Genomic DNA, 16,177 nt, shown 5'->3' on the forward strand with positions numbered 1-16,177 from the left:
AAGTCATTAAACTTTTGGGTAAAATTTAGGAAAATTAATTTAATCAAATAAAAAAACAAAGCTTCCAAAATAGCTCTATAAATGGTTGTAGATTCTCAACCTGAATAGGATGAAATTATAAAGTTATCCTTGTAAATGGAAAATCAAGGGGTATTATTGAGGATTATCTTATCAAATAAATGAATTTATCCAAGGTAAAAAGCTCTATATAAAAAATGTAAGATTTTTTTTGAAGCTTATGCCGACTAAAATAAATGCTTCTCAAAACATTTCAATTTTGTTATAATAAATATATTAACTTACGGGGGTGTTACGGTTTCGACTAGGAAGTGAAAAATTGATTGCATGCGGAGGATATCGGTTGGCCTCCTAAAAAAACCGGTAAAACAATAAATGCTAACAATAGCAATATTTTTGCAGAAGCTAGAGCCCAAGAAGAGGCTCTTCTCGCTGCCGCTGCTGCGTAAGACCTAACAGTCTTGGTAGCCCGATAGTCTGAAACTGGACCGAGGGTTTTAGAATCTATCGTCATTTTCTTGGTATGAATTCTTTTTCTCGCCGCTTCTAGGGAAAAGTTTTCAAGATTAAATGAAGCAAACTAACTTCGATTGTTGCGTTCTGCATAGGAGTTAGGGATTTTACAGAACGATAAGCATGTAGTGGTCAATTCGTAATTTGCCAAGGACGAGAGTTCAATTCTCTCCACCTCCAATTAAATAAAAGGCTTTACTTTTACGAGTGAAGCCTTTTATTTTTAATGTCTTATATCACAGAAATCTTGTCGAAAACTCTAAATGCGTAAAGCTCAATTACGCACTAGACTGAGTGCAACTAACGTAAAACTATTTTGTTTTTCTACTTTTTCCGCTATATCCGTGACACTTATGACATCTGTGACTTACTGAGGAAATGATGATTTTCAGCACGCACGCTGACTACAAGGAAGTCAAAAGAATCGTTAAAGTCATAAGGCAAAATTGGTCCCCTATCTATGCGTTTTCAAAAAGTGACAAATTGTCCAACTTTTATCGAAGTGATCTTTCCCATGCGAAATTTTATAGACTGATTGTTTATGGTGAATTCAGAAGCTCCATAGTCTGCACTTTCAACCTCTGTTTTTGAATTCTGAAAGGCAAGTCCAGATGGCTTATAGATAAGCTTTTCGGCTAATAGCAAATCTGGGTGGACCATCTTCAAGAGGCGTTTGCCTTTTAGTTCAATAACCACAATGTTTTTCTTTCCATTTTTCTTGCTTGAGGGAAAATTGCTCATCTTTACGAGCCTGCTTTTCGGCGCTTATGTTTTTTTTCTCTTTCTTTTTCTTCTCAATCTCTTCTCGCATATAATCTTGCGCTAAAGTTGAAGGCTTTGGCGTTTCCTCTATTTTTTCCATTTCTCGATGAACTTCTCGCTGCACTCATTTTGGATTCAACCGCTGAATTGAATACTGACTTCTTTAGCTTCCTCAAATTTTAGCTCTACATACTGTAGCCATCTTAATTCATCCTCATTATATGACTTTCGATAGTAACATATTTCTCGTTTCAAAATTACGCTTTTTTTTAATTCAGTTAGACAGCAATTTTCACAAAATGATGCTATTTTTGTGAAATCTAACACATTCAAATTGCACGTTTTCACAAAAAGATGCTATTTTTGTGAAAAATGGAGAGATTATAATGGGCTCAAGTATTGAAGTGATGATCAAGAATAGAATTATCGATCACGGTCGCGGATGGTGTTTTACGCCGATGCACTTTTTAGATCTCGGTAGCGATACCTCTATTAGAAAAGCTCTCTCGCAGCTTCAAAAACAAAATTTCATCCGCCGACTCGCTCAAGGCATTTATGATTACCCTAAAGAGCATGATGTATTAGGTGTAATCCCTCCAGATTTGAATGAGGTTGCTAAAGCGATTGCGGAAAAAAACGGAGTTCAAATTCAACCTGCTGGTGCTCATGCTGCAAATCTAGTCGGTCTTTCCACACAAGTTCCTGGTCGAATCATTTTTTTAACTGAAGGTCCCTCAAGGAAAGTTAAAATTGGTAATCAAGAAATCATTTTTAAAAAGACCACAAAAAAAATAATGTCTTCTGCTGGAACTAGAGAAGGTCTTCTGATTCAAGCCCTAAAAAATTTAGGGAAAGATCACATTGACCAGATAGTGCGTGCGCAAGTTTCAAAATTTCTCAAAGATTCCAACGAAAAGGAAATTAAGCAAAATATGAAATTTGCTCCTGCCTGGATTAGAACCCTTATTTTTGAAATTATGGAGCTCAAGCCATGAATGAGATCCATCTTTTATCTAAAGATGAACGAGAACTTTTCTTTAGAGCTACAACTGATATCAAGAACCTTCCCTTTGAGATTATTGAGAAAGACTACTGGGTCGTATGGGTTTTGGAAAGACTATTTTCGCTTCAAAAGCTGAAGCCTCACCTCACCTTTAAAGGAGGCACGTCCCTTTCCAAAGTATATGGATTGATAGATCGTTTTTCAGAAGATATCGATCTTTCAATTGAAAGAGAATTTTTTGGTTTTGGTACGCCTCATGACCCTGAAAATGCACCATCCAAGAAAAAACAAAACGCTATTATCGGTAACCTTTCAAAAGCTTGCTCCAATTATGTTCAAACTCAGATGCTCGCCGATCTTAAAGATTCCTTTGCTGCAAAACTCGGAACAATTGATGGGTGGCAAGTCTTCCTTGACCAAGAAGACCCCGATGCCCAAACATTATTATTTGAATACCCAAGTGAAACCTCAAAAGCTGGATATATTCGTCCACTTGTGAAAATCGAAGTCGGTGCAAGATCAGAACACTGGCCTGTCAGCGAACATAAAATACAGAGCTATGTTAAGGAGGCGCTAAAAGAAAAAATTCATGAATCTGAAATATTGGTTCGCGTGCTGAATGCTGAACGAACTTTTTGGGAAAAAGCAACAATCCTTCATCAATATGCTCATTTACCAAAAAATAAGAAGCTTCCGTCACGAATCTCGAGGCATTATTATGATTTTTTCCGTTTACTAAATTCGGAAATCAAGGAGAAGGCTCTTATTGAGACCCCTCTGCTTGAAAGAGTTGCCATCCACAAAAGTATTTACTTTGCATCAAGTTGGGCAAATTACGGGACAGCTAGGAAGGAAACCTTAAAGCTCTTTCCTCCTACTCAAATCTTAAAAGAACTTGAGAAAGATTATGCACTGATGAAGTCCATGTTTTTTAGAGAAACTCCAGAATGGGGTCTAATCCTAAAAGCAATTGGAAATTTTGAAAAAGAATTTAATAACGTTAAGGAATAAGGCACTATGGCATCAGAGATATCAATAAGAAATTACCGCGTGGAAGATGCGCAAACTCTCGCGAATATCTATTTTCACACAATCCATTGCATTAATATTAAACAATACACGCAAGAACAAGTCGATGTGTGGGCTCCTGAATTAAACCTAGAAGGAAAAGGCTGGAAAAAGAAGTTTTTAAGAATTAATCCTATTGCTGCAGTTATAGAAGACAAAGTTGCTGACTTTGCAGAATTCGAACCCGACAGCCATATTGATTGCTTTTACTGTCGCCATGAATGGATTGGCAAAGGAGTTAAAGTCAGCTCTAATGAATGAAATTTTCATAAGAGCTAAAAACTCTCTTTTAGGAAAGACATATCTTTATTAGTCCAATAAGTCTCATCTGATTTTTCGTACCCTTTTTTGTGCTTCCCGCAAGATAAATTGCTATTTTCGATTTCATAACATCCTTATTACTTCATTGAAAGAAGGTGTAATGCTCAATTTTTCAATGCTTATTTTTTTAATTAAAGAAAGGATTGGAGTAAAAAGAGGAGAAGGAAGTGAATGCCAATCAAACCACTCCCATCCTTCGCATTTATCTGGTTCTAAAAGCTGAGGTGACCCCTCAAACTCGTTGACAAATACAAAAAGGGTGACATAATGCTTATTTTCTTCAATAATGTCATTGACCCAAGGACCCATCTGTACAGAAAGGGCTTTCAACCCCGTTTCTTCGGATAACTCTCTCAAAGCACATTCTTTGACGTCTTCTCCAAATTCAAGATGACCACCAGCAAAAGACCACTCTCCAGAGCCGTGAGCACCTTTTCTCTTACCTAAAAGTACTTTTCCATCTTTTACTACAACAATTCCTACACCGACACTTGGTTTTGGTTTATCCTCGATTGTTCCCATTCCCTTTCTCCAAAAGAGACTATTGTGCATAAAAATGATGGTTGTTTCAATAGGATTTTGAGAGTGAAAGCGCTTGGATTTACGCAAATTTTACGCACTAGACTGCAAAAAATAGACCCAAAGAAGCTTAAATCAGACTATTTGATTTGATCATAAGTTATTGATAATCTCATTCTTGTTTACTTTAGTTGCTTCTGTTTAGTTGGTTGACATAGAGTTCAATTCTCTCCACCTTCAAATAGAATATAAAAGGCCCTTCAAGGTGCTAAATTTTTGTTAGTGCGACGCTGATAAGCCTATTTGGTTTATCAAGGAGCAATGATCCAAAAATAGTGCTTTGAAAGGCTTTTTTATCGTTAAAAATACCGCTTGGAAGTGAAAACTTCCTTTTAAAAATCCCCTAAACTTTTCCAATAGGATGTTAATCAAAGCACTCTACCCCAGTCCAAATAAGCCTTGAATATAGGCAAAATTAATTTTTAGATCTTCATTAATTTCAAAAAAGTGTAGAAGCTGCCAAGCTTGCGTTTTCTTTGCCTGCAAATTATTAGCCTGATCCCACGATGGATAAACTCGTATAGCTCGTTTCCCTTCTCCTTCATTTTTGGATATAATTGCCTTTTCATAGAGAATAGATTTAGGAAAAACAAATTGTCCGAATCGATTTGCTGTACACACATTGACGACAAATAGATCAAAAGGATCGTCAAAAGCATAAGGTAAAATTAACCCTTTACTGCTACGCTTCCAAAAAGTGACAAACTGTCCTGTTTTTGTGGGTGTGATTTTTCCTACGCGAAATTTAATGCGACGCTGATTAATTTCAAAATTTGCTGCTCCATAATCTACACTTTCTTGTTCAAGCTGTAGATTTTCAATCTTCCATCCCATAGGTTTATAAACAAGTTGCTCAGTCAGTAATAAATTTGGATGCATCACTCCTTCTTAAATTAAATCGGTATATACTCTGTTAACTTAAGTTAACAGGAACGTAATGGGAGATTTTAGACAGCCATCCTACAAGCTATACTTGAATTTTTATTGCCTTCAATTTATTGTGAGTAGAGTAAACGTTAATTTATTTTTTTATAAAAGCGCTTTTTTCGATTCGGTTAGCTAAACGCCAGCCTATCAATCCAGACGAGGCAGCAAGCAAAGCCCAAATGATGCCAAATCCAGCTACATTAATGCCTAAAGCCCGAAATCCATTCACTGATGTCATTGAGACAACATCACCAGCCCTCCATACCATTGTATCAACGACATTTTTCCCTTTATAACGCAAATTACGAGAAACAAGTGTGTAAAGACTTTCCCTCGCTGGCTGAATCATTCCAAAAGAAAGAGATCGATCAACAATACTCACCATGGCTAACCAAGGTAACGTTCCTAATACTGGCACATAAGGGTCGTTTACTAACGTCATTGTCAGGCAAAAAAATACGATAGTCATTGTCCAAACAATAAATACAACCCTCGCTCCATATCGAACTAATAGCCAACGCGTTAAAATCAACTGAACAAAAATCTGAATAATATTTGCAAATAAATCCATATTGGCTGCAAAACGCGTTTGTGCAATCACATCATTCGGAAAAGTAGTACCAGAATAATCTGTAATTAAAACATAAGCAATGGTACCGATCGCATCATTTAAAAGCATCATCAATGACATAGAAGCTATAAATGGATTTGAAAAAATTTGTTTTAATCCATCCAGCATTCCTCCACCTATTGCTGATTCGCTACCCAATTCATTTCGATGAGCACCATGATCATGTGCCCATTTACCTAAAAGCATTATACATATAACAGCAATAGCAAGAAATGCGGCTGATACTGCTAATAGCAGAGCTAATCCTATGAACTCTACCAAACTTCGCGTGATTATAGGTCCCATTACAGCGCCTAAAGTCCCGCCTAAACCGATAATAGGAAACAGGCGACGTGCCTGTGGATCACTCCAGATGTCAGTCATAAAACTCCAAAATACTGACACCACGAATAAATTAAATATACTAACCCAAACGTAAAAAAAAATTCCTAAAACTTTAGGAGAAAGTAGATTTTTGTTCAGAAACAACAAGATGAATACCATCTGAAGGGCAATAAAAAATAGGTAAATCAAAGGCATGATCACACGGCGTGGCCAACACGAAACAAGCCAACCAAATAGTGGGGTTAACACAAGTGTCGCTAGAAAAGTAGCAGTAAAGAAAACGGGTAACTCAGTCGATCCTACTTCTACAGCCATTTGATCTCTGATAGGGCGGATGACGTAATATGCCGCCAAAACACAAAAATAATAAATAAAGGAGAGAAAAACTGCATACCATTCTTCAACTTGAATTCTTACCTGGTTTGTTTTACTCATTCGTTGTTCCTACTCAAAACTGATATTTTATAAGTCAGCTTTAACAAAATTGCCTACTTTTTTTAAAATCATACTTACTATTTATTTTCCTGATTTACAAAAAGCTTCCCATTTTTCCTGGAATATTTTCTAAAATCGGGGTGTGTTTCCCAGTAAAAAGAGAATTTATTAAAAAGCTCTCTTATTACATCACATCCGCAGCAATGGCAGCCAATTCAGAACGTTCGGTTATATCTAAGAAAATATGACCGTAAATTTTTTGATCTAAGAACTTACCAACTGTAAAGGTCAAGCCATTAGAATCCTTGTCTAAATAAGGATTGTCAATTTGAGTTGGATCTCCAGCTAAAACAACTTTAGTTCCTTCTCCAGCCCGAGAAATAATTGTCTTGATTTCATGTGGAGTAAGATTTTGAGCTTCATCAATAATCATATACATTTTTGGTAGTGTCCTACCTCGAATGTATGTGACAGCTTCCATTTCAATTTTTTTACTATCTAAAACCCATTTAAGAGTTTCACTAGATTCTCCCCCTGTAGACGCACATAAATATTCTAAGTTATCATAGATCGGTTGCATCCAGTGGAAAAGTTTTTCTTCTTTTGTACCCGGAAGGTAACCAATATCTCGGCCTAAAGGAACTATTGGACGCGTTACAAGTATACGTGAATAAACACCTTCATCAAAAACTTTTCGAAGTCCACACGCTAAAGCTAAAATAGTTTTCCCCGTTCCAGCTGGACCCATGAGGGTGACTAATTTAATATCATCTCTTAGTAGTAAATCGATTGCACACCGTTGTTCAACGTTACGAGGTTTAATACCCCACAATTGATTTGTCTTTAAAAGAGCTTCTAACCTTAGATGAGAAGGGTCATACTTTCCTATTGCTGAAGTGTTTTCAGCAGATGTCATCACAAAATATTCATTGAAATGTGCTTTTAGGTTTGGAACGGTTAGTTTACCATCTTTATAAAACGTATCGATTTCATGTTTTGGCATATTATCAATACGATGAATACCGCGATAAACTGCTTCATAAGAATATTTGAAATTTTCATAATCTTCCGCTTCAATTCCTAAAGCTTCGGCCTTTACCCGTGCTGCAAAATCTTTAGAAACAAAAACAACTTTTTCTCCTCGCTCTAATAGAAGATAAGCTGCCATCAAAATACGATTGTCATTAATAGTCAGTTCAAAGTTATATTTGTAGTCTGTTTTAACTTCTAACTGAATTTTAACGGTGGCTCCGTTATCAAGCTTAACACCTGATTGCAAATTGCCAGTCCCAACATTTTTTAGCGAGTCTAAGAAACGAATCGTTTCCCGAGCATTCTTCCCTAATTCGTTTGGCATTCGCTTAAATTTGTCCAACTCTTCAAGAACCGCAACTGGGATGACAACATCATGTCGAGGAAATTTCATTAAAGCAGTAGGATCAATTAAAAATACGTTTGTATCAATTACAAAAGTCTTATATTTCATTTTTTTTACTCCTAAAAATTAAAAGTGCATCATATTCAGCTCTTTGATCTGAGACAAGAAAAAAATTTAATATTTATTAACCTCAGTTAAATTTTAAGCACTCAAACACTTCAACTGCTAACTTATTGTCAAATATTCTGATTTTGTGTATGATAAGTAAAAATATCAAAGGGATTAAAAACCCCATATATGTGATAAAAATTTAATGATTTAAATTTTAAACTAAAAAAAACTTTTTATTACATGATATTAATCTGGATTAGAGGAGGTTGCTCATCATGCAAATTAAAATCACTGATAAAATTCTAAGCATTGCCCCTTACCTATCCACCTGTTGGTCTCGTATTTCTACCCTTCACATGAAGGGAGGGATACTAGTTGTTAGTTTGACAGATGGAGACGTAATTAACATTCCTGGTTTATCAAATGAATTTGTAGAACAAATTTTTAAACACCATGCCGCCTATTTTGATAAAGAGGAATTAATTTATAAGCCCGACAATCCAATCGCAGAAAATACATTAAAAGGATTGATGAATCAAATGGGAGATTCTTCCGTTCGATTAGCTTTTGGATCGATGGACGGTTTATCGACCGCTATGCAGCACAACCCTGAACAATTTGATGCTCCTAACCTACCAGCCGAAATGCTGGATAAAATCGGTGCAATTGCGAAAATTATAGGAACATCGGAAGAAATTTCATTTCCGAGAGCAGAGCCTAACTGTAATTGTTTTCATTGTCAAATTGCTAAAACATTAAATCCTGAACCACTCACCCCTAGTGAAGAATGCGAAGTTATTCATGAAGAAGAATTACAGTTTCAAGAATGGACGATTTCGGAAGTGGGAAATCAGCTATTTTCAGTTTGTAGCAAACTTAATGAACATGAAAAATACAATGTTTATTTAGGAAGCCCAGTAGGTTGCACATGTGGAAATCAAGGATGCGAACATATTTTAGCGGTTTTAAAAAGTTAATTTTTTAAAATTGACTAGCTTAAGGGAATAAATTTCTTTTGATTTTTTTAATAGAAATTTATTCCCTCTATTTTTAACACCCTTACCTCTATTCTAATCCCCTCTCAAAAAAATAAAAAATATCTACATGAATTTGTTTAATAAGCAGGCTATGGCACAAATCCCTTTCTAAATGCTTTGCATAAATCTTTCAAAACTTTAGAATTCTTTATCAGTTATCATTTTTAACATGTTTTATTGTGAGGATCTATATGATGAGGAAACCAGCTCCCTCCATATTAAGCTTTTTATCTTTATTGATTCCGCTTAGCCCATCTTTATTAGCCGATGAAAATCAAGCGGAAGTCAACATTCAACATACCCAAAATTTTTCTTCGTCTTTAGAAAAAGCTGAAAAAAAAATAGTTCCATTTGAGCCATTCACTGGTAAAATCACTAAAAATAAAGTGAGATTACGCCTACATCCCACTTACGATGGCTACGTTCTGCGTGAATACAATCAAAATGATCTACTCGTTATTAATGGAGAGACGGAAGATTTTTATACTGCCCAACCCCCTAAAGATATCAAAGGATTTGTGTTTAGAACCTACATCTTGGATAATATTGTGGAAGGGTCCCGGGTTAACGTAAGATTACAGCCAGATTTAGAGTCTCCTGTTATCGCCCAGCTTAATTCAGGCGATAAAGTGGAAGGTGTTATTAGCTCTACTAATAATAAATGGCTTGAGATTACTATTCCACAAACAGCACAATTTTATATTGCTAAAGAATATGTTGAAAAAATTGGAGATGCTGGTTTAATGGCTCGCCAAGAGAAACGAAAAGAAGACGTTTATCGCTTATTAGCCAATACAGAATCTTTAAGTCGCCTTGAAATGGCAAAGCCATTTGATCAATTTAATGTAGAAAGAATTAAATCAAATTATCAAGCAATTATTAATAATTATACTGATTTTCCAGATGCAGTCGCAAAAGCTAAAGAACTTTTAGCTAAATTACAAGAAGCGTTCATTACAAAAAAATTAGCTTATTTAGAAGCCCAAAATGGTTATTCTTCTCATATTCTAGAAGCTAAAAACAAACAATTAACAGAAGAATTAAATGCTCATAAAACTAAACTAGCAAGCCTTGAGCAGAAAGGAGGAAGTGAAAAACTTTCTAATTCTAGTATATCACAAGCAAATCCCGCTCGAAAAACATCTCAGCTTCCTATGAACATGGCTATTTGGTTACCAATTGAAGAAGCCTTATTTAATGATTGGGTAAAACATTCTGGAAATGAAAATCCACAAGCTTTTTATGAGGAGCAGAAGCAACATTCATTTATTTTAAAAGGAATTATAGATGCCTATAATCGGCCTGTCAAAAATAAACCTGGTGATTATATGTTAATTAATTCTGCAAGTAAATTACCGATTGCTTTTCTTTATAGTACACAAGTAAATTTACAAGATTTCATTGGTCACGAAGTATCTATTCGCGTTGCCCCAAGACCCAATAATCATTATGCTTTCCCTGCGTACTATGTTTTATCTCTTGAGTAAACATGGAATTGCGTGAATGGGCTCATTCAATTTTAGCCGCAGACACTTTAGAAGGCAAACTGGCTCATCCTTCCGTTCTAACGGATTGTGAACCAGGCTTGCCTTTCATTTGGAGCGAACCTGTTCGTCCTCCTGGTATGTCTTTTACAAAACGGACGAAAGAAGAAAAACTTCCCCCATTTCATGATCATCATGACCCTGATAAACGAGCCATTTGTTTACATCGCTTTGCGGGTCATGAACTATTAGCTGTGGAAATCATGGCTTTTACGCTCCTTGCTTTTCCTGATGCCCCCAAAAATTTTCGTAAAGGGTTAATGAATACACTTCGAGAAGAACAGGGTCATGTTCGGCTTTATATGACGCGAATGAGTCAGATGGGAATTCAATTTGGAGATCTTCCTCTCTATAAACATTTTTGGAATCATATTCCTTACATTCATTCTCCTCTCCACTATATTAGTCTCATGAGCTTAACATTTGAAATGGCAAATTTGGATTTTGCTCCTATGTATGGCAAATCATTTGCTCATTTTGGAGATGACCTATCCGCTCAATTAATGGCTACCATTTTAAAAGATGAAATCTCACATGTTGGATTTGGCTGGCATTGGTTACGTCGACTCAAAAACAAAAACGATAATGAGTGGGATGCGTGGGAAAAAACTCTTGCAACAACATTATTGAATCCAAAACGAGCGAAAGGTTTTGTTTTACACTCTGAAAATCGGCAAAAAGCCGGCATTCCCCAAGATTGGATTCAAAAATTTCAAGCCATGTAGGCCAAACATTATCGACAATTACTTAAAAAAATAAACTTAATAATAATTCCCTGATCAGATAAGATTTATTTTATTTTTTAAGGAAATATGTCTTTATCCCGTATTCAATGTTTATCTTTACATGGCTTAGAAGCCATTCCTGTAGAAGTTGAGGTGGATGTCGTCAAAGCCGAAAAACTCAATTTAGTCATTGTTGGGCTTCCTGATACAGCGGTTCGTGAATCTAAAGATCGCGTGTTGACAGCAATTAAAAATTCGGGATTTGAAATAGGATCAATTTATTGCACTGTCAATTTAGCTCCCGGTAATTTAAAAAAAGAAGGGGCTATCTATGACCTTCCTATCGCGATTGGCCTCATCAATTCATTAGGACTTATAAAAAATCGCGATACACACAGGGATTATTTAATTGTAGGAGAACTTGGATTAAGTGGACAATTACGCCCGATCACGGGTGCCTTAGCCATTGCCATGTTAGCTAGAGAATTAGGAAAAAAAGGAATTTTATTACCAGCAGCCAACGCCCCAGAGGCTGCTGCCGTAAGAGGAATAGCTATTTATTCTATTGAAAATTTGAAAGAAGCGGTTCATTTTCTTCAAGATCCAAGCTCTTATAAGCCCCTTGCTTTTTCCAATCCTTTTCAACTGTCTCGTCCCATTCCCTCTGTTGATTTTAAAGATATCAAAGGACAAGCGCACGTCAAAAGAGCTTTAGAAATTGCGGCGGCAGGAGGACATAATATTTTGCTGTCCGGTCCACCAGGATGTGGAAAAACAATGATGGCAAAAGCCTTAATTGGAATTATGCCTGATTTGACATGGGAAGAATCTTTAGAAGTGACTCGGGTTCATTCTATTTCAGGTTTACTTAAAGAGGGCCAACATGTCATTACAGAGCGCCCCTTTCGTTCCCCACACCATACCATCAGCTATGCTGGTTTAATAGGAGGTGGGACCTATCCACGACCTGGAGAAGTTTCTTTAGCTCACCAAGGAATTTTATTTCTAGATGAACTTCCTGAATTTTCACGCACTGTTCTCGAGGTATTAAGGCAACCTTTAGAAGATAAAAAAGTAACGATAAGTCGTGCAAGTGGAAAATTTACTTTTCCTACAAGCTTTATGTGCGTGGCAGCCATGAATCCTTGTCCATGTGGTTATTTAGGACATCCAGATAAACCTTGTAAAGACTCCATTGCACAAATTGAAAAATATCAAAGCAAAATTTCAGGCCCTCTTAAAGACAGAATTGATATGCATATTATCGTTCCACCCGTCAAATACCAAGATCTTTTAGAAACAACAACGTATGAAACTTCTTGCGCAATACGTTCACGAGTAATAAAAGCAAGAGAGTCTCAATCAGAACGTTTAGGTCAAGGAAGAACAAATTCTTCTTTAAGTACCGCAGAATTAAATAAGTACTGTTTATTAACTTCAACAAGTACAGTTCTTTTAAAATCTGCAATTGAAAGTTTTGGATTATCAGCTAGATCCTGTGAAAGAATTATTCGTTTAGCTCGAACCATTGCAGATCTAGCCTTTTCCTTTCAAATCGAGGATACGCACCTTTTGGAAGCCATTAATTTTAAAACGACTAATTAATCCATCTTAAAAAAATTCAAATTTAAAAATAAATCAATCAATTTAGTTTACATTATTTAAATCAATGTATCGCCACAACCGATCCTTATGGACAAGAAACTACCTTTGAATTTGACGATCTTGGTCGCCAAATTGCCATACATTTACCCGAGATAGAAAATGAAGCTGGAGAAATTGTTTCTCCCGTTATTCATAGAGAATATAATCTTATCGGTCTTCCAACTTGTGTAACAGATGCTAAAGGGTTGCAAACCAAAATTCAATATAACATTCGCGGTCAGCCTATTCTTGCCCACTATCCCGATGGATCATCCGAACAATATCTTTATTTACTAGATGGAACTCTCATTCAAAAAACTGAACGCTCTGGCATACGCACGCACTATGAAAAAGATTATCAAGGAAGAATTCTAACCGAATCCACTTATGCTGCAGAAGGAAACCTTCTTTGTGCACAGCATTGGTCGTATAATGCTTTCCACCCCTTGACCTATATAGATAAAGAAGGAATCGTCACCCATTATCATTATGATTTTGCGGGTCGCCTAGTCTCTCAAATTAAAGAAGAGCAAATGACAGAGTATTTTTACGATAGTTTGGGACGAGAAATTGAAACTAAAGAATGGATTGATGAATCAAATTATCGACGTACCATTAAAGTCTATGATTGGCTCAATCGTATTATTGAAGATAGGCTAGAAGATGCTCAAAATCAACTCTATCAATGCAACCAATATACTTACAATGCGAAAGGAAATAAAATTGTTGTTAAGGCGGGTGAACAAGTCACAAAAACAACTTATGATGCCCATCAAAATGTGATAAAAATTACCAATGCACTTGGTCAGACGACGCACACAGCTTATAATCCTTACTACTTAAACCATTATAATCAACGCGTCTTGCAAGCTACCACAACAGATGCCCGAGGTTATCAGACAATTCTTACCTATGACAACGCGAATCGATTAGTTAGCGAAAAGCGAAAAACTCCTTTTGGAATAGAAATTTCTCACCAACAATTTTATTACGATTTGAATGGCAATCAAGCAAAACGCATTGACCATGTGATGGTGGATGGAAAAACAACGCATTCCATCGAAACCCTTTTCAGCTATAACGAAAATAATCAATTAATCATGCTTGCAGAAGCAGCTTATACACCCGAACAAAAAATCACTCATTACCTCTATAATCAACGAGGTCAAAAAATTTCTACCACAAAACCTGATGGAGCCATTTTATCTCACACCTACGATTCATTTGGCTATTTAAAAACATTAAAATCTTCTGATGGATCTATTGATTACGATTATGAATATACATTAAATGGACTGGTAAAAAAAGTCGTCGACCATGTTACAGAAAGCTCTACTGAGCGTTTGTATGATCAAATGGGACGCATGATTCAAGAAAAACTCGGAAATGGATTAATTCTTGCTTATCAATACGATCGCCTTGGCAGAGCTATTCTTATCACCCTACCTGATCAAACAGCGATTGAATATCAGTTCAGCGCAGTCGATTTAAAAGCTGTTCATCGTTTAGTGAACGAAAAGTACTCTTATACGCATAAAGATTTAGAACACAATCTACAAGGTGCACCAATTAAATCCCAACCCCCAGGAGAAAATGGTCTTGTTCATTATCAATATGATTCTTTAGATCGATGTATCGGTGTCGCCTCCCCTTTTTTTAAACAAACAATTTCAAGTGAAGGGTATGATGAAGTCGGCAATCTGCTCAGCTATGAAACCGATGGCAAAATTTCTTCTTATACTTATGATGATTTCTATCAATTACAAAGTGAAAAAGGACATGCTAATCATAAATACCAATGTGATTCCCTCTCGAATCGCTTACTTAAAGATGATCAAGAACACACATACAATTCCCTCAATCAACTTTTAAAAAGAGGAGAGGAAACCTATCTCTATGATCCCAATGGAAATTTAATTGAGAAACAAACGGGCTCAGAAAAAACCATTTACACCTACGATGCCCTTGACCGTCTCCGATCAGTGACATCCAAACAAAAAACAATTTCTTACTCTTACGATCCTTTTAATCGACGCTTGAGTAAAAAAGGTGTCAAAGAAGAGATGTACTTTCATCAAGGACAGGAAGAAATTGGGGCTATCGTTAAAGGAAAAATCACTGAATTAAAAATTCTTGGGAAAGGTGAAAAGTATCCCCCTGTTGCCATTGAACTAAATGATCAAGTCTATGTCCCCATTCGCGATCTGTTCGGTCAAATTAGCGGGTTACAGTCTTTACAAGGGCAACTGATTGAAACTTATCGCTATTCTGCTTTTGGAGAAATTCAAATCCTTAATGCGAAAGGAAAAGAGATTAAAGAATCTCAGGTTAGAAATCCTTGGCGTTATGCTAACAAACGATTTGATCCCGAGACAGGATTTGTCGCATTTGGTCTTCGATATTATGATCCCAACCTCGGTCGCTGGGTCACAGCTGATCCTTCCGGCTTTGAAGACGGTCCTAACCTCTACGCCTATGTGCATCATAGCCCTCTGATCTACTTTGATCAATTTGGGCTATTCTCCTTTTCAGGTTTATTAGATACCACGTTTGATTATACAATGGCTTTGTGCGACTATGGTGCATTTGGAATTCCTGGCTTTGTTGCAAGTAATGTGTATCAGTACCTAAATAACGACCCACTAAACAGTGTTGTGAATCATAAATTTTGTGAATCTGAAGGAGATTATGAATTTTTCCATTCAGATTCTGAAATTCCTGATGCTATTTATTATAATCGATCTGCAGTATATAATTTAAATGACTTTAAAAATCCTTTAACCAATATGCCCTATAACTTAAAGATGACTCAAGGGAAACTCTTAATGTTTATGAATGGTGTGAATAATAGCCGTCAAGATCATCTTAGTAGCCTTGGCCATCTTGGTTTACTTGCTAACCATAATGTACTTGGGGTATACTCTGCTTCCCAAGGGATGTTTAGTGATTTTTACCACTATAAACAAGCTTTAATAAACAACGTTGCTTATGAATCTGTGCGAATACTACATAGATCTTGGAATGAATTTTTCAAAGATACTCCTGAAGGAAAAATTTTAATGGTTTGCCATAGCCGAGCTGCTGTTTATGTTCGAAATGCTTTAATGGACTATCCGCCAGAATTAAGACAAAAAATTCATGTCCTGGCCGTTGCTCC

The 16,177-nt window shown here is 36.2% G+C and carries 14 protein-coding genes and 1 other RNA gene; 9 read left to right on the forward strand and 6 right to left on the reverse strand.

The genetic code is table 11. The annotated features are described in order from the left end of the window. Window positions 1-303: 303 nt before the first annotated feature. Window positions 304-714: a transfer-messenger RNA gene (gene ssrA / locus TY19_RS12640) on the forward strand. A 285-nt stretch (window positions 715-999) separates the two neighbouring features. Here ssrA and TY19_RS26720 read toward each other — a convergent pair. Both TY19_RS26720 and TY19_RS02890 read right to left on the reverse strand, forming a co-directional pair. After that, complete coding sequence (locus tag TY19_RS26720; RefSeq protein ID WP_079979209.1) at window positions 1,000-1,272, reverse strand: MepB family protein; 273 nt, start codon at window positions 1,270-1,272, stop codon at window positions 1,000-1,002. Next, a complete protein-coding gene (locus TY19_RS02890; protein ID WP_052354742.1) occupies window positions 1,217-1,417 on the reverse strand; it encodes a DUF2992 family protein in 201 nt (66 codons plus the stop codon). Before TY19_RS02890 ends, TY19_RS26720 begins: the two co-directional genes overlap by 56 nt. A gap of 241 nt (window positions 1,418-1,658) precedes the next feature. Here TY19_RS02890 and TY19_RS02895 point away from each other — a divergent pair, with 241 nt between their 5' ends. From TY19_RS02895 to TY19_RS02905, 3 genes are read left to right on the forward strand one after another with little or no spacing between them, the layout of a single operon-like run. Then, on the forward strand, window positions 1,659-2,288 hold the full coding sequence (locus tag TY19_RS02895; protein ID WP_226988472.1) for a DUF6088 family protein: 630 nt from the start codon (window positions 1,659-1,661) through the stop codon (window positions 2,286-2,288). After that, entirely contained in the window at window positions 2,285-3,307 is a 1,023-nt protein-coding gene (locus TY19_RS02900; protein ID WP_042280002.1) for a nucleotidyl transferase AbiEii/AbiGii toxin family protein, read from the forward strand. The genes TY19_RS02895 and TY19_RS02900 overlap by 4 nt, the downstream gene beginning before the upstream one ends. A 6-nt stretch (window positions 3,308-3,313) precedes the next feature. Then, window positions 3,314-3,625 (forward strand): hypothetical protein, encoded by a 312-nt coding sequence (locus TY19_RS02905; RefSeq protein WP_052354743.1) that lies wholly within the window; start codon window positions 3,314-3,316, stop codon window positions 3,623-3,625. Between the two features lie 123 nt (window positions 3,626-3,748). Here TY19_RS02905 and TY19_RS02910 read toward each other — a convergent pair whose 3' ends face one another. The 4 genes from TY19_RS02910 to TY19_RS02925 form a co-directional block, all read right to left on the reverse strand. Next, a complete protein-coding gene (locus TY19_RS02910; protein ID WP_042280004.1) occupies window positions 3,749-4,207 on the reverse strand; it encodes a nucleotide triphosphate diphosphatase NUDT15 in 459 nt (152 codons plus the stop codon). A gap of 435 nt (window positions 4,208-4,642) precedes the next feature. After that, window positions 4,643-5,143 carry a MepB family protein gene (locus tag TY19_RS02915; protein WP_042280006.1) on the reverse strand — a complete coding sequence of 167 codons (501 nt, stop codon included), beginning with the start codon at window positions 5,141-5,143 and terminating at the stop codon, window positions 4,643-4,645. 142 nt (window positions 5,144-5,285) lie between these two features. Further along, complete coding sequence (locus TY19_RS02920) at window positions 5,286-6,581, reverse strand: NTP/NDP exchange transporter (protein ID WP_042280008.1); 1,296 nt, start codon at window positions 6,579-6,581, stop codon at window positions 5,286-5,288. Between the two features lie 184 nt (window positions 6,582-6,765). After that, on the reverse strand, window positions 6,766-8,067 hold the full coding sequence (locus tag TY19_RS02925; RefSeq protein ID WP_011175034.1) for a PhoH family protein: 1,302 nt from the start codon (window positions 8,065-8,067) through the stop codon (window positions 6,766-6,768). Window positions 8,068-8,345: 278 nt separating this feature from the next. Here TY19_RS02925 and TY19_RS02930 point away from each other — a divergent pair, with 278 nt between their 5' ends. The 5 genes from TY19_RS02930 to TY19_RS02950 form a co-directional block, all read left to right on the forward strand. Then, a complete protein-coding gene (locus tag TY19_RS02930; RefSeq protein ID WP_226988473.1) occupies window positions 8,346-9,047 on the forward strand; it encodes a hypothetical protein in 702 nt (233 codons plus the stop codon). Between the two features lie 251 nt (window positions 9,048-9,298). Further along, on the forward strand, window positions 9,299-10,594 hold the full coding sequence (locus TY19_RS02935) for an SH3 domain-containing protein (protein WP_148300623.1): 1,296 nt from the start codon (window positions 9,299-9,301) through the stop codon (window positions 10,592-10,594). Window positions 10,595-10,596: 2 nt separating this feature from the next. Next, window positions 10,597-11,376, forward strand: coding sequence for a DUF455 family protein (locus TY19_RS02940; protein ID WP_042280012.1), 780 nt, complete (start codon window positions 10,597-10,599; stop codon window positions 11,374-11,376). Between the two features lie 87 nt (window positions 11,377-11,463). After that, window positions 11,464-12,981, forward strand: a complete 1,518-nt coding sequence (locus TY19_RS02945; protein WP_042280014.1) for a YifB family Mg chelatase-like AAA ATPase — start codon at window positions 11,464-11,466, stop codon at window positions 12,979-12,981. Between the two features lie 245 nt (window positions 12,982-13,226). Further along, window positions 13,227-16,177, forward strand: a 2,951-nt coding sequence (locus tag TY19_RS02950) for an RHS repeat-associated core domain-containing protein (protein ID WP_042280016.1), incomplete at its 3' end; no start/stop codon positions are given.

It is taken from the genome of Candidatus Protochlamydia sp. R18 (assembly GCF_000648255.1).
GTDB classification, from domain to species: Bacteria; Chlamydiota; Chlamydiia; order Chlamydiales; family Parachlamydiaceae; genus Protochlamydia; species Protochlamydia amoebophila.

Bases quoted from the DNA above. Each gene is read 5' to 3' on its own strand.
- TY19_RS26720 (WP_079979209.1), bottom strand. From the start codon at position 1,272: ATGAGCAATTTTCCCTCAAGCAAGAAAAATGGAAAGAAAAACATTGTG.
- TY19_RS02900 (WP_042280002.1), top strand. From the start codon at position 2,285: ATGAATGAGATCCATCTTTTATCTAAAGATGAACGAGAACTTTTCTTT.
- TY19_RS02905 (WP_052354743.1), top strand. From the start codon at position 3,314: ATGGCATCAGAGATATCAATAAGAAATTACCGCGTGGAAGATGCGCAA.
- TY19_RS02910 (WP_042280004.1), bottom strand. From the start codon at position 4,207: ATGGGAACAATCGAGGATAAACCAAAACCAAGTGTCGGTGTAGGAATT.
- TY19_RS02915 (WP_042280006.1), bottom strand. From the start codon at position 5,143: ATGCATCCAAATTTATTACTGACTGAGCAACTTGTTTATAAACCTATG.
- TY19_RS02920 (WP_042280008.1), bottom strand. From the start codon at position 6,581: ATGAGTAAAACAAACCAGGTAAGAATTCAAGTTGAAGAATGGTATGCA.
- TY19_RS02925 (WP_011175034.1), bottom strand. From the start codon at position 8,067: ATGAAATATAAGACTTTTGTAATTGATACAAACGTATTTTTAATTGAT.
- TY19_RS02930 (WP_226988473.1), top strand. From the start codon at position 8,346: ATGCAAATTAAAATCACTGATAAAATTCTAAGCATTGCCCCTTACCTA.
- TY19_RS02935 (WP_148300623.1), top strand. From the start codon at position 9,299: ATGATGAGGAAACCAGCTCCCTCCATATTAAGCTTTTTATCTTTATTG.
- TY19_RS02940 (WP_042280012.1), top strand. From the start codon at position 10,597: ATGGAATTGCGTGAATGGGCTCATTCAATTTTAGCCGCAGACACTTTA.
- TY19_RS02945 (WP_042280014.1), top strand. From the start codon at position 11,464: ATGTCTTTATCCCGTATTCAATGTTTATCTTTACATGGCTTAGAAGCC.